Origin of the sequence: Delftia sp. 60, from assembly GCF_002754395.1 — a bacterium.
Taxonomy (GTDB): Bacteria; Pseudomonadota; Gammaproteobacteria; order Burkholderiales; family Burkholderiaceae_C; genus Comamonas; species Comamonas acidovorans.
In genome coordinates this window covers 5,035,723-5,059,790 of the sequence record NZ_PEFD01000001.1, presented here as the reverse complement: position 1 = coordinate 5,059,790, position 24,068 = coordinate 5,035,723, and the positions used below count along the sequence as shown (strand labels likewise).

The 24,068-nt window shown below is 64.7% G+C and carries 17 protein-coding genes and 3 tRNA genes; 11 read left to right on the top strand and 9 right to left on the bottom strand.

Features of this window, described 5'->3' with window-relative positions; translation table 11 throughout:
• The first annotated feature begins 266 nt into the window (after positions 1-266).
• The 7 genes from CLV01_RS22815 (at position 267) to CLV01_RS22785 (ending at position 9,600) form a co-directional block, all read left to right on the top strand.
• A complete protein-coding gene (locus tag CLV01_RS22815; protein ID WP_043819761.1) occupies positions 267-2,048 on the top strand; it encodes an acetolactate synthase 3 catalytic subunit in 1,782 nt (593 codons plus the stop codon).
• Between the two features lie 154 nt (positions 2,049-2,202).
• The gene (ilvN, locus tag CLV01_RS22810) at positions 2,203-2,694 is read left to right on the top strand and encodes an acetolactate synthase small subunit (RefSeq protein WP_012206665.1); all 492 of its coding nucleotides are present in this window, start codon (positions 2,203-2,205) and stop codon (positions 2,692-2,694) included.
• A gap of 72 nt (positions 2,695-2,766) precedes the next feature.
• Positions 2,767-3,783, top strand: coding sequence for a ketol-acid reductoisomerase (ilvC, locus tag CLV01_RS22805; protein ID WP_012206664.1), 1,017 nt, complete (start codon positions 2,767-2,769; stop codon positions 3,781-3,783).
• 210 nt (positions 3,784-3,993) lie between these two features.
• Positions 3,994-4,827 (top strand): CDP-diacylglycerol--serine O-phosphatidyltransferase, encoded by an 834-nt coding sequence (gene pssA / locus CLV01_RS22800; protein ID WP_012206663.1) that lies wholly within the window; start codon positions 3,994-3,996, stop codon positions 4,825-4,827.
• 226 nt (positions 4,828-5,053) lie between these two features.
• A complete protein-coding gene (gene leuA / locus CLV01_RS22795; RefSeq protein ID WP_034396046.1) occupies positions 5,054-6,745 on the top strand; it encodes a 2-isopropylmalate synthase in 1,692 nt (563 codons plus the stop codon).
• Positions 6,746-6,844: 99 nt separating this feature from the next.
• Complete coding sequence (locus tag CLV01_RS22790; RefSeq protein WP_012206661.1) at positions 6,845-8,383, top strand: 2-isopropylmalate synthase; 1,539 nt, start codon at positions 6,845-6,847, stop codon at positions 8,381-8,383.
• 119 nt (positions 8,384-8,502) lie between these two features.
• Positions 8,503-9,600, top strand: a complete 1,098-nt coding sequence (locus CLV01_RS22785) for a serine hydrolase (RefSeq protein ID WP_013801508.1) — start codon at positions 8,503-8,505, stop codon at positions 9,598-9,600.
• A gap of 111 nt (positions 9,601-9,711) precedes the next feature.
• Here the strand turns inward: CLV01_RS22785 and CLV01_RS22780 are convergent, their stop codons facing one another.
• The 3 genes from CLV01_RS22780 to aat form a co-directional block, all read right to left on the bottom strand.
• A complete protein-coding gene (locus CLV01_RS22780) occupies positions 9,712-10,536 on the bottom strand; it encodes an IclR family transcriptional regulator (RefSeq protein WP_012206659.1) in 825 nt (274 codons plus the stop codon).
• Positions 10,537-10,664: 128 nt separating this feature from the next.
• Entirely contained in the window at positions 10,665-11,414 is a 750-nt protein-coding gene (locus tag CLV01_RS22775) for an arginyltransferase (RefSeq protein WP_012206658.1), read from the bottom strand.
• A complete protein-coding gene (gene aat / locus CLV01_RS22770; protein WP_099733133.1) occupies positions 11,411-12,196 on the bottom strand; it encodes a leucyl/phenylalanyl-tRNA--protein transferase in 786 nt (261 codons plus the stop codon). The genes CLV01_RS22775 and aat overlap by 4 nt, the downstream gene beginning before the upstream one ends.
• A gap of 235 nt (positions 12,197-12,431) precedes the next feature.
• On the opposite strand from aat, the gene CLV01_RS22765 reads away from it, so the two are divergent.
• Positions 12,432-12,758 carry a hypothetical protein gene (locus CLV01_RS22765; RefSeq protein ID WP_099733134.1) on the top strand — a complete coding sequence of 109 codons (327 nt, stop codon included), beginning with the start codon at positions 12,432-12,434 and terminating at the stop codon, positions 12,756-12,758.
• A 44-nt stretch (positions 12,759-12,802) separates the two neighbouring features.
• Here the strand turns inward: CLV01_RS22765 and CLV01_RS22760 are convergent.
• From CLV01_RS22760 to CLV01_RS22745, 4 genes are all read right to left on the bottom strand, one after another.
• A tRNA-Asn gene (locus tag CLV01_RS22760) sits at positions 12,803-12,878 on the bottom strand.
• A gap of 45 nt (positions 12,879-12,923) precedes the next feature.
• Positions 12,924-12,999: transfer RNA gene (locus CLV01_RS22755), tRNA-Asn, on the bottom strand.
• Positions 13,000-13,052: 53 nt separating this feature from the next.
• Positions 13,053-13,128: transfer RNA gene (locus tag CLV01_RS22750), tRNA-Asn, on the bottom strand.
• Positions 13,129-13,215: 87 nt separating this feature from the next.
• Entirely contained in the window at positions 13,216-13,584 is a 369-nt protein-coding gene (locus CLV01_RS22745) for a YbaN family protein (protein ID WP_049801494.1), read from the bottom strand.
• A gap of 289 nt (positions 13,585-13,873) precedes the next feature.
• Between CLV01_RS22745 and def the strand changes: the two genes are divergently transcribed.
• Together def and CLV01_RS22735 are read left to right on the top strand one after the other, a co-directional pair.
• A complete protein-coding gene (gene def, locus CLV01_RS22740) occupies positions 13,874-14,413 on the top strand; it encodes a peptide deformylase (protein WP_013801513.1) in 540 nt (179 codons plus the stop codon).
• Between the two features lie 289 nt (positions 14,414-14,702).
• Positions 14,703-16,196, top strand: a complete 1,494-nt coding sequence (locus tag CLV01_RS22735; protein ID WP_012206653.1) for a nucleobase:cation symporter-2 family protein — start codon at positions 14,703-14,705, stop codon at positions 16,194-16,196.
• A gap of 76 nt (positions 16,197-16,272) precedes the next feature.
• Here the strand turns inward: CLV01_RS22735 and CLV01_RS22730 are convergent, their stop codons facing one another.
• Both CLV01_RS22730 and map read right to left on the bottom strand, forming a co-directional pair.
• Positions 16,273-18,906, bottom strand: a complete 2,634-nt coding sequence (locus CLV01_RS22730) for a [protein-PII] uridylyltransferase (RefSeq protein WP_180288445.1) — start codon at positions 18,904-18,906, stop codon at positions 16,273-16,275.
• A gap of 89 nt (positions 18,907-18,995) precedes the next feature.
• Positions 18,996-19,811 (bottom strand): type I methionyl aminopeptidase, encoded by an 816-nt coding sequence (gene map / locus CLV01_RS22725; protein WP_034396030.1) that lies wholly within the window; start codon positions 19,809-19,811, stop codon positions 18,996-18,998.
• A 177-nt stretch (positions 19,812-19,988) separates the two neighbouring features.
• Between map and purL the strand changes: the two genes are divergently transcribed.
• Positions 19,989-24,023 carry a phosphoribosylformylglycinamidine synthase gene (purL, locus tag CLV01_RS22720; protein WP_099733136.1) on the top strand — a complete coding sequence of 1,345 codons (4,035 nt, stop codon included), beginning with the start codon at positions 19,989-19,991 and terminating at the stop codon, positions 24,021-24,023.
• Positions 24,024-24,068: the final 45 nt, after the last annotated feature.

The following is a 24,068-nucleotide window of genomic DNA, read 5'->3' as shown; positions in this document are numbered from 1 at the left end:
GCCCGGATGAGGGGCTCGTTGATGAGGGGCTGAACGGGTGCGGGGCCTGATTATCGCACCGCACTGTCAATTTTTTTCGCAGGATTGTGCGCAGGCTTGTTGCAGTGCGATAATGTCTGCTGCAATTCAAAAAGGCAAACGGGTCACGGTCCGGCGTTTACTCACTCGCCCATGTCTGTTGGTCCTAAGTCCCGCACCGGCCTCACAAGGGCTTCAGGCAAGGGGCACCCAAGGTTTTTCGTTAGAGAAATTCACAAAGGTTGATCATGGAAATTTCCAAAGCCGAGTACTCCAGCGCGGCAGCAGCGGCGTCGCAGTCCCATGCATCCCAGGAGCTGATGGGCTCCGAGATCCTCGTCAAGTCCCTGCAGGCCGAAGGTGTCAAGCAGCTTTGGGGCTATCCGGGCGGTGCGGTTCTGTACATCTACGACGCCCTCTACAAACAAGATTCCATTCAGCATGTGCTGGTGCGCCACGAGCAGGCGGCCGTGCATGCGGCAGACGGTTTTGCCCGTGCAACGGGTGAAGTCGGCGTGGCCCTGGTGACATCGGGTCCCGGCCTGACCAACGCCGTGACCGGCATTGCCACCGCCTATACCGATTCCATTCCCCTGGTCGTGATCAGCGGCCAGACCTCGACGGCCTACATCGGCACCGATGCGTTCCAGGAATGCGACACCGTCGGCATCACCCGCCCCATCGTCAAGCACAACTTCCTGGTGAAGGATGTGCGCGAGCTGGCGGACACGATGAAGAAGGCCTTCCACATCGCGCGCACCGGCCGTCCCGGCCCCGTGGTGGTGGACATTCCCAAGGACGTGTCCTTCAAGAAGGCGCTCTACGCCGGCTACCCCGAGAAGGTGGAGATGCGCTCCTACAACCCGGTGCGCAAGGGCCATGCCGGCCAGATCCGCAAGGCGCTGCAGTTGCTGCTGGCCGCCAAGCGACCCTACATCTACACGGGCGGCGGTGTTCTGCTGGGCAATGCCTGCAATGAGCTGCGCACGCTGGTGGACATGCTGGGCTACCCGGTCACGCATACGCTGCTGGGCCTGGGCGCCTATCCGGCCAGCGACCGCAAGTTCCTGGGCATGCTGGGCATGCACGGCACCATCGAAGCCAACAATGCCATGCAGAACTGCGACGTGCTGCTGGCGGTGGGTGCACGCTTCGATGACCGCGTGATCGGCAACCCCAAGCATTTCATGTCGGTGGAGCGCAAGATCATCCACATCGACATCGATCCCTCTTCCATCTCCAAGCGCGTGAAGGTGGACGTGCCCATCGTGGGCGACGTCAAGGAGGTGCTGACCGAGCTGATCTCCATGATCCGCGAGGCAAGTGCCCGTCCCGACGCAGCGGCCCTGGGCCAATGGTGGGAGACCATCGAAGGCTGGCGCAGCCGCGACTGCCTGCAGTACAGCCGTGGCGATGGCTCGGTCATCAAGCCGCAGTACGTGGTGGAGACGCTGTGGAACATGACCCGCGACGCCGATGCCTACATCACGTCCGACGTGGGCCAGCACCAGATGTGGGCTGCGCAGTACTACCGCTTCGACGAGCCGCGCCGCTGGATCAACTCCGGCGGCCTGGGCACCATGGGCGTGGGCCTGCCCTACGCCATGGGCATCAAGCTGGCCAAGCCTGAATCCGAGGTGTTCTGCATCACGGGTGAAGGCTCCATCCAGATGAACATCCAGGAGCTGGCTACCTGCCTGCAGTACAACACGCCGGTCAAGGTGGTGTCGCTGAACAACCGCTACCTGGGCATGGTGCGCCAGTGGCAAGAGATCGAGTATTCGGGCCGCTACAGCAGCAGCTACATGGACTCGTTGCCCAACTTCGTGAAGCTGGCCGAGGCCTATGGCCACGTGGGCATGCTGATCGAGCGCCCCGAGGACGTGGAGCCCGCCCTGCGCGAGGCACGCAAGCTCAAGGACCGCACGGTGTTCATGGACTTCCGTACCGATCCCACCGAGAATGTGTTCCCCATGGTGCAGGCCGGCCGTGGGATCACCGAGATGCTGCTGGGAGCTGACGACCTCTGAGCATGGTCCCTTGCGGGATCTGCCCGGGTTCATTCCTGCCGCATCTGTTCCAGTGAGCCGTCCTTGAGGCGGCCCCTTTGACGAATCTATTGCCTGCCAAGCCCGACGTTTACCGGCGCCGGGGGAGGGCAGCGAAAAGAGGAATCTTTCTTTCATGAAACACATCATTGCCGTGCTGCTCGAAAACGAGCCGGGAGCCTTGTCGCGCGTGGTGGGCCTGTTCTCGGCCCGCGGCTACAACATCGAATCGCTGACCGTGGCCCCCACGGAAGACGCATCGCTGTCGCGCATGACCATTCAGACGAATGGCTCCGAAGACGTGATCGAGCAGATCACCAAACACCTGAATCGCCTGATCGAGGTCGTCAAGGTCGTGGACCTGACCGAAGGCTCCTATACCGAGCGCGAACTCATGATGGTCAAGGTCCGCGCCGTGGGCAAGGAACGCGAGGAGATGAAGCGCATGGCGGACATCTTCCGCGGCCGCATCATCGACGTGACCGAAAAGAGCTACACGGTCGAGCTGACCGGCGACCAATCCAAGAACGACGCCTTCCTGCAGGCGCTGGACCGCACGGCCATTCTGGAAACCGTGCGCACCGGCTCCTGCGGCATCGGCCGCGGCGAACGCATCCTGCGCGTTTGATGCGCTGCAACGCACCTGAAACCTGTCCCCTTCCCCTTTTAAACCCCTACACACACGAAGCCTGGAGCCAACATGAAAGTTTTCTACGACAAGGACTGTGACCTGAGCCTGATCAAGGGCAAGACCGTTGCCATCATCGGCTACGGCAGCCAGGGCCACGCACACGCGCAAAACCTGAACGAAAGCGGCGTGAAGGTCGTGGTCGGCCTGCGCAAGGGCGGCGCTTCCTGGGACAAGGTCGCCAAGGCTGGCCTGACCGTCGCGGAAGTCGATGACGCCGTGAAGTCCGCCGATCTGGTCATGATCCTGCTGCCGGATGAGAACATCCCCGAGGTCTACAACAACAACGTGGCCCCCAACATCAAGCAAGGCGCCACGCTGGCCTTTGCCCACGGCTTCAACATCCACTACAACCAGGTCGTGCCCCGCGCCGATCTGGACGTGATCATGGTCGCCCCCAAGGGTCCTGGCCACACCGTGCGTTCCGAGTACCTGAAGGGCGGCGGCGTGCCTTCGCTGATCGCTGTGTACCAGGACAAGTCCGGCAAGGCCCGTGACCTGGCCCTGTCCTATGCCATGGCCAACGGCGGCGGCAAGGGCGGTATCATCGAGACCAACTTCAAGGAAGAAACCGAGACCGACCTGTTCGGCGAGCAAGCCGTTCTGTGCGGCGGCGCGGTGGAACTGGTGAAGATGGGCTTCGAGACCCTGACCGAAGCCGGCTACGCTCCCGAAATGGCCTACTTCGAGTGCCTGCATGAGCTCAAGCTCATCGTGGACCTGATGTACGAAGGCGGCATCGCCAACATGAACTACTCGATCTCGAACAACGCCGAGTACGGCGAGTACGTGACGGGTACCGAAGTCATCAACGACAAGTCGCGCGAAGCCATGCGTGCTGCCCTCAAGCGCATCCAGACTGGCGAATACGCCAAGATGTTCATCCAGGAAGGCCGCACCAACTACCCGAGCATGACGGCCCGCCGCCGCATGAACGCCGACCACGCCATCGAGAAGGTCGGTGGCCAACTGCGCGCCATGATGCCCTGGATCTCCAAGAACAAGCTGGTTGACCAGAGCCGCAACTGAGATTGCTGCATTCCATCTTGCCTGGGTCGCGCAAGCGGCCTACGCAAGGTGCAGGACAAGGCCACCCCGATGGGTGGCCTTTTTCGTGCAGGGAAGGGGTGCGGCGCGCAGGTACACTGACCCTTTCGGGGCGGCGCGGTCCGCTCCCTTAGAATACTATCGTTTTAATAGCTGCCCGCGCCCGTAGGCGCTGTGCTGGAGGCTGGATTGATGCAAAACCACAATGAGTCCAACGAGATTGAGGGCGTGGTGGTGCGCAAGCGCCGCAAGGGTATCTACATCCTGCCCAACCTGTTCACGCTGGCTGCGCTGTTCGGTGGCTTCTACGCCATCGTGATGGCCATGAACGGCCGCTTCGAACTGGCTGCCGCAGGCGTGTTCTGCGCCATGGTGCTCGACAGTCTTGACGGCCGTGTGGCACGCATGACCAATACGCAAAGCGCCTTTGGCGAACAGATGGACTCGCTGTCGGACATGGTGTCCTTCGGCGCCGCTCCGGCCTTGATCGCCTATGAGTGGGCGCTCAAGGGCATTGGTCGCTGGGGCTGGATTGCCGCCTTTGTCTATTGCGCCTGCGCTGCACTGCGGCTGGCGCGTTTCAACGTGAATACCGGCACGGTGGACAAGCGCTGGTTCCAGGGCCTGCCTTCGCCTGCCGCGGCGGCGCTGGTCACGGGCTTCATCTGGCTGCTGGACGAGGCGGGCCTGCTGCGCGGACAGGATGCCTGGCTGAGCTGGACGCAGATCACCTGGATCATGTTCTTCCTGACGCTGTACGCGGGCCTGACCATGGTCACCAATGTGCCGTTCTACAGCTTCAAGGACGTGCACTTCAAGAAGAGCGTGCCGTTTGCCGCCATCGTGCTGATTGCGCTGGGCATTGCCATCATCAACATCCACCCGCCCATCGTGTTGTTCGGCGTGTTCCTGCTCTACGGTTTCTCGGGCTATGGCGTCTACGCCTGGCGCAAGGCCAAGGGCCAGCGCACCAGCGTCATCAGCACCTCGACCGACGAGCCCGAGGAGCGCGGCCTGCACAAGTGATGCGGCGCAGCATCTTCACAGCCTTTGTGAACCTGTGCTAAAGTCGTCCGAATGCAATACCTGTCGCTAGCTCTACTACTGATGTCCAACGGGCAGAGACAGTAGCGCGCGCGTACATACCTACTTTCACGGCCCGTTTGCACCAGCGACGGGCCGTTTTGCATTTGTGGGGTCGCTGGAGCAGGTGGGTCTTGTTTTTACCTAGACGATAGAAAGCACTTCAGCCATGTTGCAAAACCCTTCGACCAAGTACCGTCCGTTCGCTTTCGCTCCCGTGCGTCTGCAAAATCGCAGCTGGCCCGACGCGACGATTACCAAGGCTCCGATCTGGTGCAGCGTGGATCTGCGCGATGGCAACCAGGCGCTGATCGAGCCCATGGACATCGATCGCAAGATGCGCATGTTCGAGCAGCTGGTGAAGATCGGCTTCAAGGAGATCGAGGTCGGTTTTCCCTCCGCTTCGCAGGTGGAGTTCGACTTCATGCGCAAGCTCATCGAGGAAAACCGCATTCCCGATGACGTGACCATCCAGGTGCTGACCCAGGCGCGCGAGCACCTCATCCGCCGTACCTTCGAAGCGCTCGAAGGCGTGCCCCGTGCCATCGTCCATCTCTACAACGCCACCGCGCCCGTGATGCGCCGCGTGGTGTTGAACATGAGTGAAGACGAGATCGTCGAGCTGGCCACCACCAATGCCCGCATGTTCAACGAGATCGCTGCCGGCTACCCCCAGACGCAATGGACCTTCCAGTACTCGCCCGAGATGTATTCGGACACCGAGCTGGAGTTTTCCAAGCGCGTCATCGATGCCGTCACCGATGTATGGCAGCCCACGCCCGAGCGCAAGTGCATCATCAACCTGCCCACCACGGTGGAGCATTCCACGCCCAATCTGTTTGCCGACATGGTGGAGTGGACGCACCGCCACATCCAGCGCCGTGATTCCATTGTGCTGTCCGTCCATCCCCACAACGATCGCGGCACCGGCACGGCCACGGCCGAGCTCGCGCTGATGGCCGGTGCCGACCGCCTCGAAGGCTGCCTGTTCGGCAACGGCGAGCGCACGGGCAACCTCGACGTGGTCAACGTGGCGCTGAACATGTACATCCAGGGCGTGTCGCCCGGGCTGGATTTCTCCGATATCGACGGCATCCGCAGCACGGTCGAGCATTGCAACCAGTTGCCCGTGCACCCGCGCCATCCCTACGTGGGCGACCTGGTCTACACCTCGTTCTCTGGCTCGCACCAGGATGCGATCAAGAAGGCCTTCGCCGACCGCAAGGAAGGCGACGTCTGGGACATGCCCTATCTGCCCATCGATCCCAAGGACCTGGGTCGCAGCTATGAAGCCGTGATCCGCGTCAACAGCCAGTCGGGCAAGGGCGGCATCGCCTATCTGCTCGAAAGCGAATATGGCCTCCAGTTGCCGCGCCGCCTGCAGATCGAGTTCAGCCAGGTCGTGCAGCGCGAGATGGATGCCAGTGGCAAGGAATTGGCTGCGGCCGACCTGTGGAATCTGTTCCAGCGCGAATACGGCCTGCAATCCGTGCAGGCGCCGCACTACCGGCTGAGCGAGAACGATGGTGTGGTCAGCCTGTCGGCCGACCTGGCCGTCGAGGGCGGCAAGCGCACGGTCGAGGCCGAGGGCACGGGCCCGATCGACGCCTTTGTGCAGGCGCTGAGCGAGCACAGCGGCCGCGCAGTACGCGTTCTGGACTATGCCGAGCACGCCATTGGCGAAGGTGCCAACGCCAAGGCCATCGCCTATGTGGAACTGCGCGTGGACGAGTCCCACGTGTGCTACGGCGTCGGGGTCGATGCGAATATCGTCTCTGCCTCGTTCCGGGCCATCATGTCGGGCTTGCAGCGTGTTCCCTCCGCCGAGAATGCGGTGGAGCAGGAGGCGGTTGCCGCCTGAATTTCGTTCCCGAGCCGGTGCAGCCACAAGCGCACCGGCTTTTTTCATCGCCTGCCCGTGGGCAGGGGCTTCGCATCCACAAGAAAGACGAGACTCCCCATGACCGACCAATTGATCATTTTCGACACCACCTTGCGCGACGGCGAGCAGTCGCCCGGTGCCTCCATGACCCGCGACGAGAAGCTGCGCATCGCGCGCCAGCTCGAACGGCTGAAGGTCGATGTGATCGAGGCCGGTTTTGCGGCGAGCTCCAATGGTGACTTCGAGTCGGTGCAGGCCATTGCGCGCGCCATCAAGGACTCCACCATCTGCTCGCTGGCGCGGGCCAATGACCGTGACATCGCCCGTGCGGCCGAGGCTCTGAAGGATGCCAACCGCGCGCGCATCCACACCTTCATTGCGACCAGCGCGCTGCACATGGAGAAAAAGCTGCGCATGACGCCCGAGCAGGTGCTGGAGCAGGCGCGCCAATCCGTGCGCTTTGCGCGCAACCTGATTGCCGACATCGAGTTCAGCCCGGAGGACGGCTACCGCAGCGACCCGGATTTCCTGTGCCGCGTCATCGAGACCGTGATTGCCGAGGGCGCAACCACGATCAACGTGCCTGACACCGTGGGCTATGCCATTCCCGAGCTCTACGGCGCCTTCATCAAGAACCTGCGCGAGCGCGTGCCCAACAGCGATAAGGCGGTCTGGAGCGTGCACTGCCACAACGACCTGGGCATGGCCGTGGCCAACTCGCTGGCCGGCGTCAAGCTCGGCGGCGCCCGCCAGATCGAATGCACCATCAATGGTCTGGGTGAGCGCGCCGGCAACTGCTCGCTGGAAGAGGTGGTGATGGCCATCAAGACGCGCAAGGACTACTTTGGCCTGGACGTCAACATCGACGCCCTGCACATCGTGGCCGCCAGCCGCATGGTCAGCCAGACCACTGGCTTCGTGGTGCAGCCCAACAAGGCCGTGGTGGGAGCCAACGCCTTCGCCCACGCCTCCGGCATTCACCAGGACGGCGTGCTCAAGGCGCGCGACACCTACGAGATCATGCGTGCCGAGGACGTGGGCTGGAGCGCCAACAAGATCGTTCTGGGCAAGCTCAGCGGCCGCAACGCCTTCAAGCAGCGCCTGCACGAGCTGGGCGTGGAGCTGGACAGCGAAGCCGCGATCAATACCGCCTTTGCCGCCTTCAAGGAGCTGGCCGACCGCAAGAGCGAGATCTTCGACGAGGACATCCTGGCCCTGGTGACCGAGCAGGACGCGCATCAGCAGGCCGACCCCTTCCAGTTCATCTCGCTGGCCCAGCAAAGCGAGACAGGTGAGCGCCCACACGCGTCGGTGGTGTTCAGCCGCGACGGCCGCGAGATCAAGGCCCAGTCCGACGGCAATGGCCCGGTCGATGCCTCGTTCAAGGCCATCGAGTCCGAGGTGAAGAGCGGTGCCGAGATGCTGCTGTACTCGGTCAACGCCATCAGCGGCTCCACCGAAAGCCAGGGCGAAGTGACCGTTCGCCTGCAGCGCAGCGGGCGCGTGGTCAACGGCGTGGGCGCCGACCCTGACATCGTCGTGGCTTCTGCCAAGGCCTATCTGAGCGCGTTGAACAAATTACACAGCAATGCAGAGATCGTGGCTGCGCAGGGGTAAGCACTCGCCTTATAATTTCACTTAAATTATCGAAAAGTCGCACAAGTTATTGTCACAGTGCGACTTTTTCGATTAATGTAAGGTCTAGTCACAAATTCTTGCTGCTTGGAGCATTTCTCATGCCCACCCTACGCCGTGCCCGCCTCGGTCGATTTGCTCAGGTCATGTCCTTTCTGGCCCTGAGTTGTGCTCTTGCTGCTCCGGGCGCATATGCCGCGCCCGCCAAGAAAGTTGCCAAGAAACAGGTGGCCGTGGCCCCTGTCAAGAAGAAGGCGGTGAAGGAGCGCGCCACGGCCGCTCCCCAGGGCAAGCGCGTTGCCAAGAGCGCGCGCCAGCCCAGCCGCGTCGCTGCACGCAGCGTGGCCAGCCCCATTCGCGCCGTTGCCTACGAGCCACGCCTGTCCTTCGGCCAGATGGCCGGTCTGCATGCGGTGGCCGATCCTCTGGATCTCAAGAGCAGCGTGGCCCTGGTCCTGGACCAGGACACCCATGAGGTGCTGCTGAGCAAGAACGACCATGCCGTCTTGCCCATCGCCTCGTTGACCAAGCTGATGACCGGCCTGCTGATTTCCCAGGCCCATCTGCCGATGGATGAAACCATCACCATCACGCAGGACGACGTGGATACCGAAAAGGGCAGCAGCTCGCGCCTGGCCGTCGGCACCACGCTCACGCGCGGTGAAATGCTGCACCTGGCCCTGATGTCCAGTGAAAACCGCGCTGCCCATGCCCTGGGCCGCACTTTCCCTGGTGGCCTTGATGCCTTTGTCCAGCAGATGAATGCCAAGGCCCGTCTGCTGGGCATGACCGATACCCGCTACGTGGAGCCCACCGGGCTGTCCAGCCGCAACCAGTCCAGTGCCCGTGATCTGGCCGTGCTCGTCAATGTGGCGCACAGCGATCCGCTGGTGCGCGAGTACACCACCTCGCCCGGCTATGAGGTGGCCGTGGGTCGCCGCACGCTGCAGTACAACAACACCAACCGCCTGGTGATGAGCCCCACCTGGGATATCGGTCTGCAAAAGACCGGCTACATCTCCGAGGCAGGCCGCTGCCTGGTGATGCAGGCGCAGGTGGCTGGTCGCAAGATCATCATGGTCTTCCTGGATTCGGCCGGAAAGTTCAGCCGCCTCGGCGATGCCGAGCGCGTGCGCCACTGGGTGGAGTCCATGGGGCAGGTGGCTGGCGATCCCATGATCCACAAGGTCAAGGGCTGAGTTTTCTTTCCCCTCACGACAAAGGCGCCGATGGCGCCTTTGTTGTTTCTGGTGGGCAGAGGTCTGTGTAGCTAATGGCCCCTGGCCAATGCCAATGGGGCCGACGGCTGTTCAGTGGCTGCTGCGCGCGTAGGGGTTGGGAGGCGGTGCAGCCGGGCGGGTTGCGTTGAAGCCCAGGGCGCTCGAGATCTCCTGTGCGGTGGACTGGAGCTTGGACATCCAGCTCTCGTCCAGCCGGTCGGCGGGAGCGGAGATGGACAGGCCGGCCACCAGCTTGCCCTGGTCGTCGTAGATGCCGGCGGCCATGCAGCGCACGCCCAGTTCCAGCTCTTCGTTGTCGCGGGCCACGCCATGGTGGCGTACCTTGTCCAGCTCGTTTTCCATGTCGGCCAGCCGCGTGATGCTGAAGTGCGTCTTGCCGGGCAGGCCGGTGCGCGTGGCGTAGGCGCGGACCTGTTGCGCATCGTCGGCCGCCAGGAACAGCTTGCCGTTGGATGTCAGGTGCAGCGGCGCATGGCCGCCGATGGCGCGCACCACCTGCATGCCGGAGCGCTCGCTGTAAGCGCGTTCCACATAGACGATTTCATCGCCCTGGCGCACGCTGAGGCTGACCGGCTGCTGGATCTGCTTGTGCAGCTGGCGCATGGGGATCAGGGCCGCTTCGCGCACGCTCAGGCGGGCCTTGACCAGATTGCCCAGCTCCAGGAAGCGCATGCCCAGGCGGTAGCTGCCCGATTCGGGGCGATCGACAAAGCGGCCAATGGCCAGATCGTTGAGGATGCGGTGCGTGGTGGAGGGGTGCAGGCCGGTGCGCTCGCTGATCTCCTTGAGCGATACCGCTTCCTCGCGCGAGGCCAACACGTCGATCAACGTGAACATGCGTTCCAGGACCTGGACGCTGGGCTTGGGGGAGGCCGCGTTATCGTTTTTTTTCATGAGGCGGAGTGGAGTTTCGGCATTCGGTCATTCTAGCGGCGGCCATGGCATGGCGGCATATGTGCCGCCAGCAAACAGCGGCTATGCGCATAAGAAATGTCGCTGAAAAGGCGTGGAGTGACGCTGTATCAGCGCGGCAGCTGATCCACGCGCTGCCAGCGCTCGTCAACGCGCACTTCATGGGGCAGGAAGCGCGCCTTGTAATTCATCTTCTGGCTGTCGGCGATCCAGTAGCCCAGGTAGACATAGGGCAGGCTCATGGACCGGGCCTGGTCGATCTGCCACAGCACATTGAAGGTGCCGTAGCTGGCGGGGTCGTTGGGCTCGTAGAAGGTGTAGACGGCAGACAGCCCGTCTTCCAGCACATCGAGGATGGAGACCATCTTCAGCGTGCCGATGCCGCCATCGGCCGCCGGCGTGCGGAACTCCACAAGGCGCGAGTTGACGCGGCTTTGCAGCAGGAACTGGGTGTACTGGTCCACGCTGTCATGGTCCATGCCTCCGCCGCTGTGGCGGCTTTGCTGGTAGCGCAGGTACAGCTGGTAGTGCTCGTTCGAGTAGTGCAGGCGCTGGATCGATGCCGTGAGATCGGCATGGCGCGCGGCGGCGCGGCGCTGGCTGCGGTCGGGGCGGAAGTCGTGGACCAGGATGCGCATCGGCACGCAGGCGCGGCATCCGTCGCAATACGGCCGGTAGGTGAACATTCCGCTGCGGCGAAAACCCAGTGAAACCAGCTCCGAATAGGCGCTGTTCTGGATCAGGTGGCTGGGCGTGGCCACTTGCGAACGCGCCAGCCTGCCATCGAGATAGCTGCAGGGGTAGGCGGCGGTGGCATAGAACTGCAGGGCCTGCAGCGGAAGATCGTTCGGGTGCGTCATGGTGTGCTGGCGGCAGCCGGTGATGTGTCGCCAGCCTCGCCGGACGGTGGCAGCAACGCGTCCCAGTATACGTTTTCGAACTGCCAGCGCATGGGCGGCAGCTGGCTTTGCTCGGCCACGGTTTGCAGGAACCGGGCGCGCGGCATTTCGCGCGCCCCCAGCGAGGCCAGATGCTGCGTGGCCTGTTGGCAATCGATCTGTGCGGCGCCTTGGTGTCTGCAAAGCGCAACCAGGGCTGCCAGCGCAATCTTGGATGCGTCGGTGGCATGCGCGAACATGGATTCGCCAAACACGGCGCGGCCCAGTGCCACGCAATACAGGCCGCCCACCAGGCGTCCGTCCACCCAGGTCTCCACGCTGTGGGCTGCACCCTGGTGGTGCAGGTCGGCATAGGCGTCAAGAATTTCCTGCACGATCCAGGTGCCATCCTGGTCGTGGCGCACCGTCTGGGCGCAGTGCTGCATCACGGTCTCGAACGCGCTGTCGATGCGGATCTCGCAGCCCGGCGTGGCGCGAAAGCGCTGCAATGTCTTGCGCAGGCTGCGGTGCAGCCGGAACTGCGATGTCTGCAGCACCATGCGTGGATCGGGCGACCACCACAGCGTGGGCTGGCCTTCGCTGAACCAGGGAAAAATCCCCTGGCTGTAGGCGATGCGCAGGTGCGCCGCATCCAGCGTGCCGCCTGCTGCCAGCAGGCCCGGGATGGGGTCGTTGGGGCCCCATGCCGTTTCCACAGGAGGGAAGGCCTGGTGGGGGATGAGCCATGGGAGGGGATGGGACATGATCGGGTGCGGACGGAGGAAATGGATTCGTATTCTCTGCAGCCGCAGTCTTGCACAAACCATGCGCAAGAGGGCTGCGTGGATGCGAGGGCATCGCCTGGCCGGGGTAAGTGAACCTCCTACGTGGCCTTGTCGCGCCAGGGGACAGTGCCGCTTGGCAGGCTTGGGCTATGCTGGTTCCGTCTTCTTGCGGATGCTTGGCTTTCGCTGTGAAGGCATCGAAGGAGGATGAGCGATGTTTTTCAGCAAAATCTTTGGCGCAAGCCTTGCCGAGCCGCGCTATATCCGTCGCACCCGGGCCTACCTGCAGGAAGCCCGCATGGCGATGCTGGAGCACACCATTGCCGCGGAGTACTACAAGTCCTCTGCTGACATGTATGCGGAACGTGCCGCACGGCTTGAAGAAGAGCTGCGCGCATGGGAGGAGGGCGTCGAGCAATCCCGTGCTGCCCATGTTTCGCGCCGCGCACATGCCAGGCACGGCAAGCCCGTCACCGTGGAGCCCGCCGCAACTCCATCGCCACCGAACACGCCCACCGTGGGCATGGTGCGTGCAGCCTGACCCAACAAAAAAGCCCGCATGCGTTGGCATGCGGGCTTTTCATCTGGCTCCTCAACCTGGGCTCGAACCAGGGACCTACGGATTAACAGTCCGGCGCTCTACCAACTGAGCTATTGAGGAATATGTTGGCGTTGGGTCTTGTGCGATTGCAAGGCCACTGAAATTTGGCTCCTCAACCTGGGCTCGAACCAGGGACCTACGGATTAACAGTCCGGCGCTCTACCAACTGAGCTATTGAGGAATACACGTCTATCGACAGAGATCTTGTGCGGTTGCAAGATCTTGAAATTCTTTTGGCTCCTCAACCTGGGCTCGAACCAGGGACCTACGGATTAACAGTCCGGCGCTCTACCAACTGAGCTATTGAGGAACAAGACCTAGATTATATGACGTAAAAAACACGTCACAGAAAACTCGGAGGAATTTTTTCAGGAAGGCCGGCTGCAGGCCTTCATTCTCACGGCTCGGGCCTGAACCACAGCCATACCAGCACGCAGCCCATGGAGGTCAGCGCCACGGCCTGCACCCAGGCGGGCGGGCGAGTCCACAGCAGTATGACGGCGCACAGGCTCATCATGGCGCTGGCGCTCCATTTGGCGCGCCGGCTCACGCAGCCGCCCCGTGCCCAGTTGCGCAGCATGGGGCCGAACAGGCGATGGCGCCACAGCCAGGTGTGCATGCGCTGCGAGCTGCGCGCCGCGGCCCAGCCGGCCATGAGCACGAACACCGTGGTGGGCAATCCTGGAATGAAGATGCCGGCAATGCCCGTGGCCAGGCTCAGGCAGGCAAACAGCTGCAGCGCCCAGCGCAACGGGGCGGCCGGCATGCGGTGCAGGGGAGGGGGATCGTCATCATGGAAGGCTGGCGCCGTGCCTGCCTGCGCAGTGGCCTCGGGCTCCAGGGTCTGTGCCGTGGGTATTTGCTGCGCGCCTGCCTCACGGTCCTCTGGGGACGCGGTGGATGACTCTCTGGCGGTGCTGGGCATGCTGCGATTGTGCCAGCGCGCTGTGGCCATGGCGGCCAAGAGGCGGCCAAGAGGTGGCCAGGGGGCGGCCGGGAGCCGGGCGGCCGCTATGCTTGGCAACCCACATTTACATGCATAGCCTTGCACTGCCATGACTGTCCGCACCATTTTGAAGATGGGCGATCCGCGCCTGCTGCGCGTCGCCCAGCCCGTGACCGAATTCGACACCGACGAACTGCACCTGCTGCTCAGCGATTTGCTGGACACCATGCATGCAGCCAACGGCGCGGGGCTGGCCGCGCCGCAGATTGGCGTGGACCTGCAGATGGTGGTGTTCGGCTCCGGCCTGCCCAATCCGCGCTACCCCGATGCGCCCGTGGTGCCGCGCACCGTGCTCATCAACCCGGTCATCACGCCCATGGGCGAGGACGAGCAACTGGACTGGGAAGGCTGCCTGTCCGTACCCGGCATGCGCGGCATGGTGCCGCGCTGGAACCATATCCGCTACACGGGCTTCGATGTGTTTGGCGATGCCATCGACCGCACGGTGGATGGTTTTCATGCGCGCGTGGTCCAGCATGAGTGCGATCACCTTTGGGGAAAGCTCTATCCCATGCGCATGCGTGACTTCAGCCAGTTCGGTTTCACCGATGTGCTGTTCCCCGGCATCAGCGCGGCCGAGGACGACTGAGCGGGCGGGCGCTGCCCGTATTCAAGGATCTTCGGTCAGGTCTTTGTATACAAATCGGTAGACAATTTTTCCATGCTGGCGCCGTACATTGGCACTTCCCGCCAAGGCGGGGATTGTGTGCGTTCGCCCGCCAAGAGCTGCTAAGCAGCCACCGGGCTTCGCGATGCAGGATGCAGGAGAGCGCGGCCTATCGGGTCGGCGGCAAAGGGTGCGCGGGGGCGCGCCTGCCGCCATCCGGCTGCCGCGTACTTGTCCGGCGTTCTGTGAACAAGAGGACAAGGAGACAGCGATGGAAAAAAGTTCTGGCAATGCGCCGGCCCTGGGCACAGACATCCGCCCGGAGGACGAGCAACTCGGCCTCACGGCCAACACCCTCTATGGTTTGCAGCATGTGCTGACCATGTACGGAGGCATCGTGGCCGTGCCCCTGGTCATGGCCAATGCGGCCGGCATGTCGGCGGCCGACACGGGCCTGCTGATCACGGCCTGCCTTTTCATGGGCGGGCTGGCCACGCTGCTGCAGACGCTGGGCATTCCGTTCTTCGGCTCGCGCCTGCCGCTGGTGCAGGGCGTGTCCTTCTCGGGCGTGGCCACCATGGTCAGCATCCTGCACACGGGCGGCGGCATGCAGGGTGTGCTGGGCGCCGTGCTCTTTGCCTCGGTGTTCGGCCTGATCATTGCGCCCATTTTTTCCAAGCTCACCCGGTTTTTCCCGCCGCTGGTCAATGGCTGCGTGATCACCATCATCGGCCTGTCGCTGATGCCGGTGGCGGCCCACTGGGCCATGGGCGGCAATCCCCAGGCGGCCGACTACGGCAGCATGGGCAACATCGGGCTGGCGGGCCTGTCGCTGGTCATCGTGCTGGCACTGAGCAAGCTGGGCAACGCCATGATCTCGCGCCTGTCCATTCTGCTGGCCATCGTCATCGGCACGGCGGTGGCGGCCATGATCGGCAAGTCCGACTTTTCCGAGGTGGGCAGCGGCGCCTGGTTCGCCGTGCCCATGCCGCTGCACTTCGGCTGGCCGACCTTCAGCCTGGCGGCGACGCTTTCCATGTCCATCGTGATCCTGGTGACCCTGGTGGAAACCTCGGCGGACATCCTGGCTGTAGGCGACATCGTGGGCACCCGCGTGGATTCGCGCCGCCTGGCCGACGGCCTGCGCGCCGACATGCTGTCCAGCGTGGTGGCGCCGTTCTTCGGCTCGTTCACGCAGAGCGCCTTTGCCCAGAACGTGGGCCTGGTCGCGGTCACGGGCATCAAGAGCCGTTATGTCGTGGCCTTCAGCGGCCTGATCCTGATCGCCTTCGGCCTGCTGCCCATCATGGGGCGCATCGTGGCCTGCGTGCCGCCCTCGGTGCTGGGCGGCGCGGGCCTGGTGCTCTTTGGCACGGTGGCGGCCAGCGGCATCCGCACGCTGGCCAAGGTGGACTATCACAACAACATGAACCTGATCATCGTGGCGGCGTCCATCGGCATGGGCGTGCTGCCCATGGTCAAGCCGGACTTCTATCACCACTTCCCGGACTGGTTCGCCACCATGTTCCATTCGGGCATCAGCTCCACGGCGGTGACCGTGCTGCTGCTGAACCTGGTCTTCAACCACTTCAAGCAGGGCAATCCCGAGGAGCCTTCGGTGTTCGGCGCAGGTTCTGAGCGCGTGCTCAGCGAGGCCGTGCTGTCTGCCCTGGCCGATGGCGACCGGGTGGTCGACGGCAAGCTCTATGACCGCGAGGGCAAGGAGGTGGCCACGGTGTCGGCGCCTGCGGCCGCCATGCACTGACGGCCGCACCCGCGCCAGCGCCTGGATGCAAAAGGCCCGCCCTGTATTGCAGGGCGGGCCTTTTTTCGCCACAAGTTCAGACCGCCAAGGCCTGCAGCAGCTCGGTTTCTATGAGCAGCTGGCGCTGGTTGTTCTGCAGTTCGGCGCCCTCGATCAGAAAGCTGTCTTCCACGCGCTCGCCCAGCGTGCTGACCTTGGCCAATTGCACGCTCAGGTGGTGCTGCGCCAGGATGCGCGCCACGGTGTAGAGCAGGCCGGCGCGGTCCGTGGCCGAGATGGACAGCAGCCAGTGCTGGGCTTTCTCGTCGGGCTGCAGCGTGACGCGCGGCGCAAAGGGAAAGCTTTTGACGCGGCGCGACAGGCGCCGGGGGGATGGCTCGCGCAGCGGCCCGCCCTGCATCAGCGCGGCGACCAGGTCGTTCTCGACCATGTGCATCAGCTCGCGGTACTGCTCCTGCATGGCGGGCGCGACCACCTGGAAGGTGTCCAGCGCATAGCTGTTGTGGGCCGTGTGTACGCGCGCATCCAGAATGGAGAAGGCCGCCCGGTCGAAGTAGCCGCAGATGCGCGCGAACAGATCGGGCTGGTCAGGCGCGTAGACCAGCACCTGCAGCCCCTCGCCGGCCAGGGAGCGGCGCGCGCGCACCACGGGGCGGGTGGTGCCCACGTGGCGCGACAGGTGGCGCGTGTGCCAGGCGATGTCGGCCGCCTCGTGGCGCATGAAATAGTCCACGCCCAGCGTGTCCCAGAGCTTCTTGTGCGATTCGAAGGGCTGGGCTGTCAGTGCCAGCTGCACCAGGGCCTCGCGGCGGCGGGCCTCGATTTCGGCGGCAGCATCGGGCGCGCGTCCGCCCATGACGCGCAAGGTCAGGCGATAGGTGTCCTCCAGCAGCTTGCCCTTCCAGGCGCTCCAGACCTTGGGGCTGGTGCCGCGGATGTCGGCCACGGTCAGCAGGTACAGGGCCGTGAGGTTGCGCTCGTTGCCCACGCGCTCGGCAAAGGCCTGGATCACCTCGGGGTCCGACAGGTCCTGCTTTTGCGCGACCTGGCTCATGGTCAGGTGCTCGCGCACGAGGAATTCGATCAGCTCGGCGTCGGCGCGCGCAATGCCGTGGGCGCGGCAAAAGCGCTTGGCCTCCACGGCGCCGATGATGGAGTGGTCGCCGCCGCGGCCCTTGCCGATGTCGTGGAACAGCGCGGCCACGTACAGCAGCCAGGGCTTGTCCCAGCCGCTGGCCAGCTGGGAGCAGAACGGGTACTCATGCGCATGCTCGGCCATGAAAAAGCGCCGCACATTGCGCAGCACCATGAGGATGTGCTGGTCCACCGTGTAGACGTGGAACAGGTCATGCTGCATCTGGCCCACGATGCGCCGGAAGGGCCACAGGTAGCGCCCCAGCACCGAGGTCTGGTTCATCAGCCGCATGGCGTGCGTGATGCCGCTGGGCTGCTGCAGGATCTTCATGAAGGTGGCGCGGTTGACCGGGTCGCGCCGGAAGGCCGCGTCCATCAGGTCCCGCGCGCCGTACAGCGCGCGCAGCGTGCGCGCCGACAGGTCGGTGAGGCCCACATGGGTCTCGTACATCAGGAAGGTTTCGAGGATGGCGTGCGGCTCGCGCTCGTAGAGATCGTCGCTGGCCACCTCGATGGTGCCGGCCTTCTCGTAGAAGCGCGAGTTCAGCCGGATGCGCGGCGTGGGGCGCGGGTTCAGCCGCTCCTCGATGTTCAGCCGCAGGATCTGGCACAGCTGGGTTACGGCCTTGGCCGCCCAGTAGTAGTGGCGCATCAGCGTCTCGCTGGCGCGCATGGCCAGCTTGCGCCCCTCGGCCGAGGTGGAGCGGTAGCCAAAGGCCTCGGCCACGGCGGTCTGCTGGTCGAAGACCAGGCGGTCCTCATGCCGGCCCGCCACCGCGTGCAGGCGCGCACGTATCAGGCTCAGCAGGGCTTCGTTGTCTTCGAGCTGCCGGCGCTCGAAATCGGTGATCAGCCCCTTGCCGGCCAGGGCCTGCCAGCTGCTGCCCAGGCCTGCGGCACGGGCCAGCCAGATCATGGTGTGCAGATCGCGCAGGCCGCCGGGCGATTCCTTGCAGTTGGGCTCCAGCGAGTAGGGCGTGCTCTCGTACTTGTTGTGGCGCTGGCGCATTTCCAGCAGCTTGCCGGACAGAAAGGCGTGCGCATTCATCTGGGCCTGGTAGCGCGTCTGGAACTCGGTGAACAGCGGCTCGCTGCCGCAGATGCGGCGTGATTCCAGCAGGGCGGTCTGCACCGTCAGGTCGCGCTCGGATTCCTCCAGGCATTCGGCCAGCGTGCGCACGCTGGAGCCGATCTCCAGGCCCGCGTCCCAGCAACTGCCGATGAATTTCTCGATGCGCGAGGCCAGCTCGGCATCTGCCGTGCCAGCGGCTGGCAGCAACACCAGCACATCGATGTCGGAATAGGGAAACAGCTGGGCGCGCCCGAAGCCGCCCACGGCGGCCAGGCAGGCCTCGGGCGGCATGCCGGCGCGATGCCACAGCGCGCGCAGCAGCGTGTCGGCCAGATCGCTCAGGTGCTGCAGCACCAGGCGCACGCCGCGCCGGCCCATGGTGGGCGCCAGCAGCGAGCCTATCCAGCGCCCGCGATCCCGGGCGTACTGCACGCGCAACTGCTCCAGCGAGTCCGGGGCAGAGGGCGCAGCGTGGGAAGGAGTGTGGTCAGTGGTCTGTTTCATGCGCAGCGAGGGCAGGGAAGGCGCCGGGAGCGGGTGCCCCGGACGCCATGCCATTTTGCCTGCGCATCACGCAAGAAACATGCCGAGCCTCAGCAGCTCGTAGTGGTAACGAAGGGGGGCAGCGCGGGCGAGCCGGCCGACAGGGTCATGACTTCGTAGCCGGTCTTGGTCACCACCAGGGTGTGTTCCCACTGGGCCGAGAGGCTGTGGTCCTTGGTCACGATGGTCCAGCCGTCCTTGCCCAGCTCCTTGATCTCGCGCTTGCCCAGGTTGAGCATGGGCTCGACGGTGAAGACCATGCCTTCTTCCAGCACGGTGCCCGTTCCAGGGCGGCCGTAGTGCAGGATCTGGGGCTCTTCGTGGAACTTCTGGCCGATGCCGTGGCCGCAGAACTCGCGCACCACCGACAGGCCGTGGCCTTCGGCAAAGGTCTGGATGGCGTTGCCGATGTCGCCCAGCGTGGCGCCGGGCCTGACCTGCTGGATGCCCAGCCACATGGCGTCGAAGGTCAGTGCCGACAGGCGCTTGGCCGCGATGGAGCACTCTCCGATCATGAACATGCGGCTGTTGTCGCCGTACCAGCCGTCCTTGGTGATGACCGTGACGTCCACATTGACGATGTCGCCCTTCTTGAGCGGCTTGTCATTGGGAATGCCGTGGCAGACCACATGGTTGACCGAGGTGCACAGGTGTCCGGGATAGGGAGGGTAGCCGGGCGGCTGGTAGCCGATGGTGGCGGAGACCGTGCCCTGCTGCGCCATGCATTCGGCGCCCAGGCGGTCGATCTCGGCCGTGGTGATGCCGGGCTTGATGTGGGGGGTGATGTAGTCCAGCACTTCCGAAGCCAGGCGGCAGGCCACGCGCATGGCTGCGATGTCTTCAGCGCTCTTGATGGTGATGCTCATGCCCGCAATTATCCCATTGCGCCTTCGGGCGTGCAGGGGTAAGGGGCGGCTGTCGCCATCGGGACGGCTCAGCCCGGTAAAATAGCGGCCTCACCGATTCAGCGCCTTGCAGCCAGCCCCCGGAGGGCGGGGCCGCAGGGCGCTTTTCACAAGCCTCCTCACCCAACAGGCCGCCACGTGACCTTGCATCTGACACAGTTGGAGGGTGGAAACGCTCTCAGCTCGTTCCGCGCCCAGCAGCTCCTGACCGAACTGGTCTCCATCCATCCCAAAATCACCGGCATTGCCGCGCGCTTCGTGCACCTGGTGGCCACGGACGCCGCACCCACGCCCGCATTGCAAGAGCGCCTCCAGGCGCTCTTGACCTATGGAGACCCCTATGAAGGCCCGGCCGACGGTGCCGCCCTGGTGGTCACGCCGCGCCTGGGAACGATCTCCCCCTGGGCCTCCAAGGCCACGGACATTGCCCGCAACTGCGGCCTGGGCGTGTTCCGCGTGGAGCGCATCACCGAATACCGCATCGCCTTCAAGACCGGCCTGTTGAGCAATGTGCTGGGCAGCGCGCCTGAGCTTTCGGCCGAGCAGACTGCACGGATCGCCGCCTTGCTGCACGACCGCATGACCGAGTCGGTCTTCGCCACGCGCGCCGAGGCCGAGCAACTGTTCTCCGCCCTGGACGCCGCTCCCATGGAGTTCGTCGATGTGCTGGGCGGCGGCCGCGCCGCGCTGGAGACCGCCAACCGCCAATGGGGCCTGGCCCTGGCCGACGACGAGATCGACTACCTGGTCGATGCCTTCAAGGGCCTCAAGCGCAATCCCACGGACGTGGAGCTGATGATGTTCGCGCAGGCCAACAGCGAGCACTGCCGCCACAAGATCTTCAACGCCCAGTTCACCATCGACGGCGTGGCCCAGGACAAGAGCCTGTTCGGCATGATCCGCAACACGCACCAGGTTTCGCCCCAGCACACGGTGGTGGCTTATTCGGACAACGCCTCCATCATGGAAGGCCATGAGGTCGAGCGCTTCGTCGCCACCTTCGAGGCGGCCCTGGACAAGATCAAGGCGCCCAGCTATCAGAAGAAGCAGGCCGTCAACCACGTGCTGATGAAGGTGGAGACGCACAACCACCCCACGGCCATCTCCCCCTTCCCCGGCGCATCGACCGGCGCGGGCGGCGAGATCCGCGACGAGGGCGCCACGGGCCGCGGCTCCAAGCCCAAGGCCGGCCTGTCGGGCTTCACGGTCTCCAAGCTGTGGGGCAGCGAAGTGGGCAAGCCCGAGCACATCGCCAGCCCGCTGCAGATCATGATCGAGGGACCGCTCGGTGGCGCGGCCTTCAACAACGAATTCGGCCGTCCCAACCTGACCGGCTATTTCCGCGAGTACGAGCAGCAGGTCGGCGTGGGTGCCGATGCCGTGATGCGCGGCTACCACAAGCCCATCATGATCGCGGGCGGCCTGGGCGTGATCGACTCCGAGCTGACTCAGAAGATCGAGTTCCCCGCCGGCACCCTGCTGATCCAGCTGGGCGGCCCCGGCATGCGCATCGGCATGGGCGGCGGCGCTGCCAGTTCCATGGCCAGCGGCACGAACGCGGCCGAGCTGGACTTCGACTCCGTGCAGCGCGGCAATCCCGAGATCGAGCGCCGCGCCCAGGAAGTCATCAACCACTGCTGGGCCCAGGGCGACAAGAACCCCATCCTGGCCATCCACGACGTGGGTGCCGGTGGTCTGTCCAATGCCTTCCCCGAGCTGACCAACGATGCGGGCCGTGGCGCGCGCTTTGACCTGCGCGCCGTCAACCTGGAGGAATCCGGCCTGGCGCCCAAGGAAATCTGGTCCAACGAAAGCCAGGAACGCTATGTGATGGCCATCGCTCCCGAATCGCTGGCCGAGTTCACGGCCTTCTGCGAGCGCGAGCGCTGCCCGTTCGCCGTGATCGGCACGGCCACGGAAGAACGCCAGCTGGTGCTGGAGGACACGGCGGTGGCCTCGGGCGACCAGAAGTTCCCCGTGGACATGCCCATGAACGTGCTGCTGGGCAAGCCGCCCAAGATGCTCCGCGACGTGGCCACCGTGCAGCGCGAGCTGCCGCCCATGGACCTGACCGGCGTGCCCCTGGAAAAGGCCGTGATCGACGTGCTGGCCCACCCCACCGTGGCCTCCAAGCGCTTCCTGATCACCATTGGCGACCGCGCGGTGGGCGGTCTCACGCACCGCGACCAGATGGTCGGCCCCTGGCAGGTGCCCGTGGCCGACGTGGCCGTGACCCTGGCCGACTACCGTGGCTTCAAGGGCGAGGCCATGGCCATGGGCGAGCGCACGCCGCTGGCCTCCATCAACGCCCCGGCGTCGGGACGCATGGCCGTGGCCGAGGCCATCACCAACATGCTGGCCGCGCCCATCGAGCTGTCCAAGGTCAAGATGTCGGCCAACTGGATGGCGGCCTGCGGCGAGCCCGGCGAAGACGCGGCGCTCTACGCCACCGTCAAGGCCGTGGGCATGGAGCTGTGCCCGCAGCTGGACATCTCTATCCCCGTGGGCAAGGACAGCCTGTCCATGCGCACCCAGTGGAACGAGGGCGGCCAGGTCAAGAAGGTGACCTCGCCCGTCAGCCTGATCATCACGGGCTTCGCCTCCATCGACGATGTGCGCGGCACGCTCACGCCCCAGCTGGACGCCTCGGAAGACGACAGCACCCTGGTCCTGGTGGACCTGGGTCGCGGCAAGATGCGCATGGGCGGCTCCATCCTGGGCCAGGTGCTGGGCCAGTCCGGCAATGAAACGCCTGACCTCGATGACGCCAAGGACCTGATTGCCCTGGTCGATGCCGTCAATGACCTGCGCGCCAAGGGCCAGATCCTGGCCTACCACGACAAGGGCGACGGCGGCCTGCTGGCCACCGTGGCCGAGATGGCCTTTGCCGGCCATGTGGGCGTGGCCATCAACGTGGACATGCTGGTCACCGAAGGCGACGGCATCAGCGACAGCCGCATGGACTCGGGCGAAGGCAAGAACTGGGCCTCCCAGATCAGCGGCCGCCGCGACGACATGACGCTGCGCGCACTGTTCAACGAAGAGCTGGGCGCCGTGCTGCAGATCCGCACGGCCGACCGCGCCGCCGTGCTGCAGACCCTGCGCGAGCATGGCCTGTCCACCTGCAGCCACATCATCGGCAAGACGCGCCCCGTCTCGTCCAAGGTCGATGCGGGCAAGGGCGAACTGCAGGTCTGGCGTGATGCCAAGTCCGTCTTCGGCGCCTCGCTCAGCGACCTGCACCAGGTCTGGGATGCCGTCAGCTGGAAGATTGCCCAGCAGCGCGACAACCCGGCCTGCGCCGACAGCGAGCACGCCGCAGCCGGCGAGCCTGCCGACCCGGGCATGCACCTGCACCTGACGTTCGACCCGGCCGAGAACCCCGCCGCACCCTTCCTGAACCTGGGCGCGCGCCCCCGCGTGGCCGTGCTGCGCGAGCAGGGCGTGAACTCCCATGTGGAAATGGCCTACGCCTTCACCGAGGCCGGCTTCGACGCGGTGGACGTGCACATGACCGACCTGCAAAGCGGCCGCGCGCAGCTGCAGGACTTCGCCGGCGTGGTGGCCTGCGGCGGCTTCAGCTACGGCGACACGCTGGGCGCCGGCATCGGCTGGGCACGCTCCATCACCTTCAACGACAGCCTGTCCGCGCAGTTCCAGCAGTTCTTCGGCCGCAGCGACACTTTCGGCCTGGGCGTGTGCAACGGCTGCCAGATGTTTGCCGAGCTGGCCGACATCATTCCCGGTGCCCAGGACTGGCCGCGTTTCACGCAGAACCAGAGCAACCGCTTCGAGGCGCGCCTGTCCATGGTGGAAGTGCTGGAGTCGCCCAGCCTGTTCCTGCAGGGCATGGCCGGCAGCCGTCTGCCCATCGCCGTGGCCCACGGCGAAGGCTTTGCCAACTTCCGCTTCCGCGGCAATGCGGACAAGGCCATCGCCTCCATGCGCTATGTGGACAACCACGGCAAGGCCACCGAGCAGTACCCGTTCAATCCCAACGGATCGGCCGGCGGCCTGACGGCAGTGACCACGGCCGATGGCCGCTTCACGGCCATGATGCCCCACCCCGAGCGCGTGTTCCGCAACGTGCAGATGAGCTGGACCAACGGCGACAAGTCGGAATTCAGCCCCTGGATGCGCGTGTGGCGCAACGCCCGCAAGTGGCTGGGTTGATGCACTGAGCGACGCTGCAAAGCAGACAAAGGCCCTTCGGGGCCT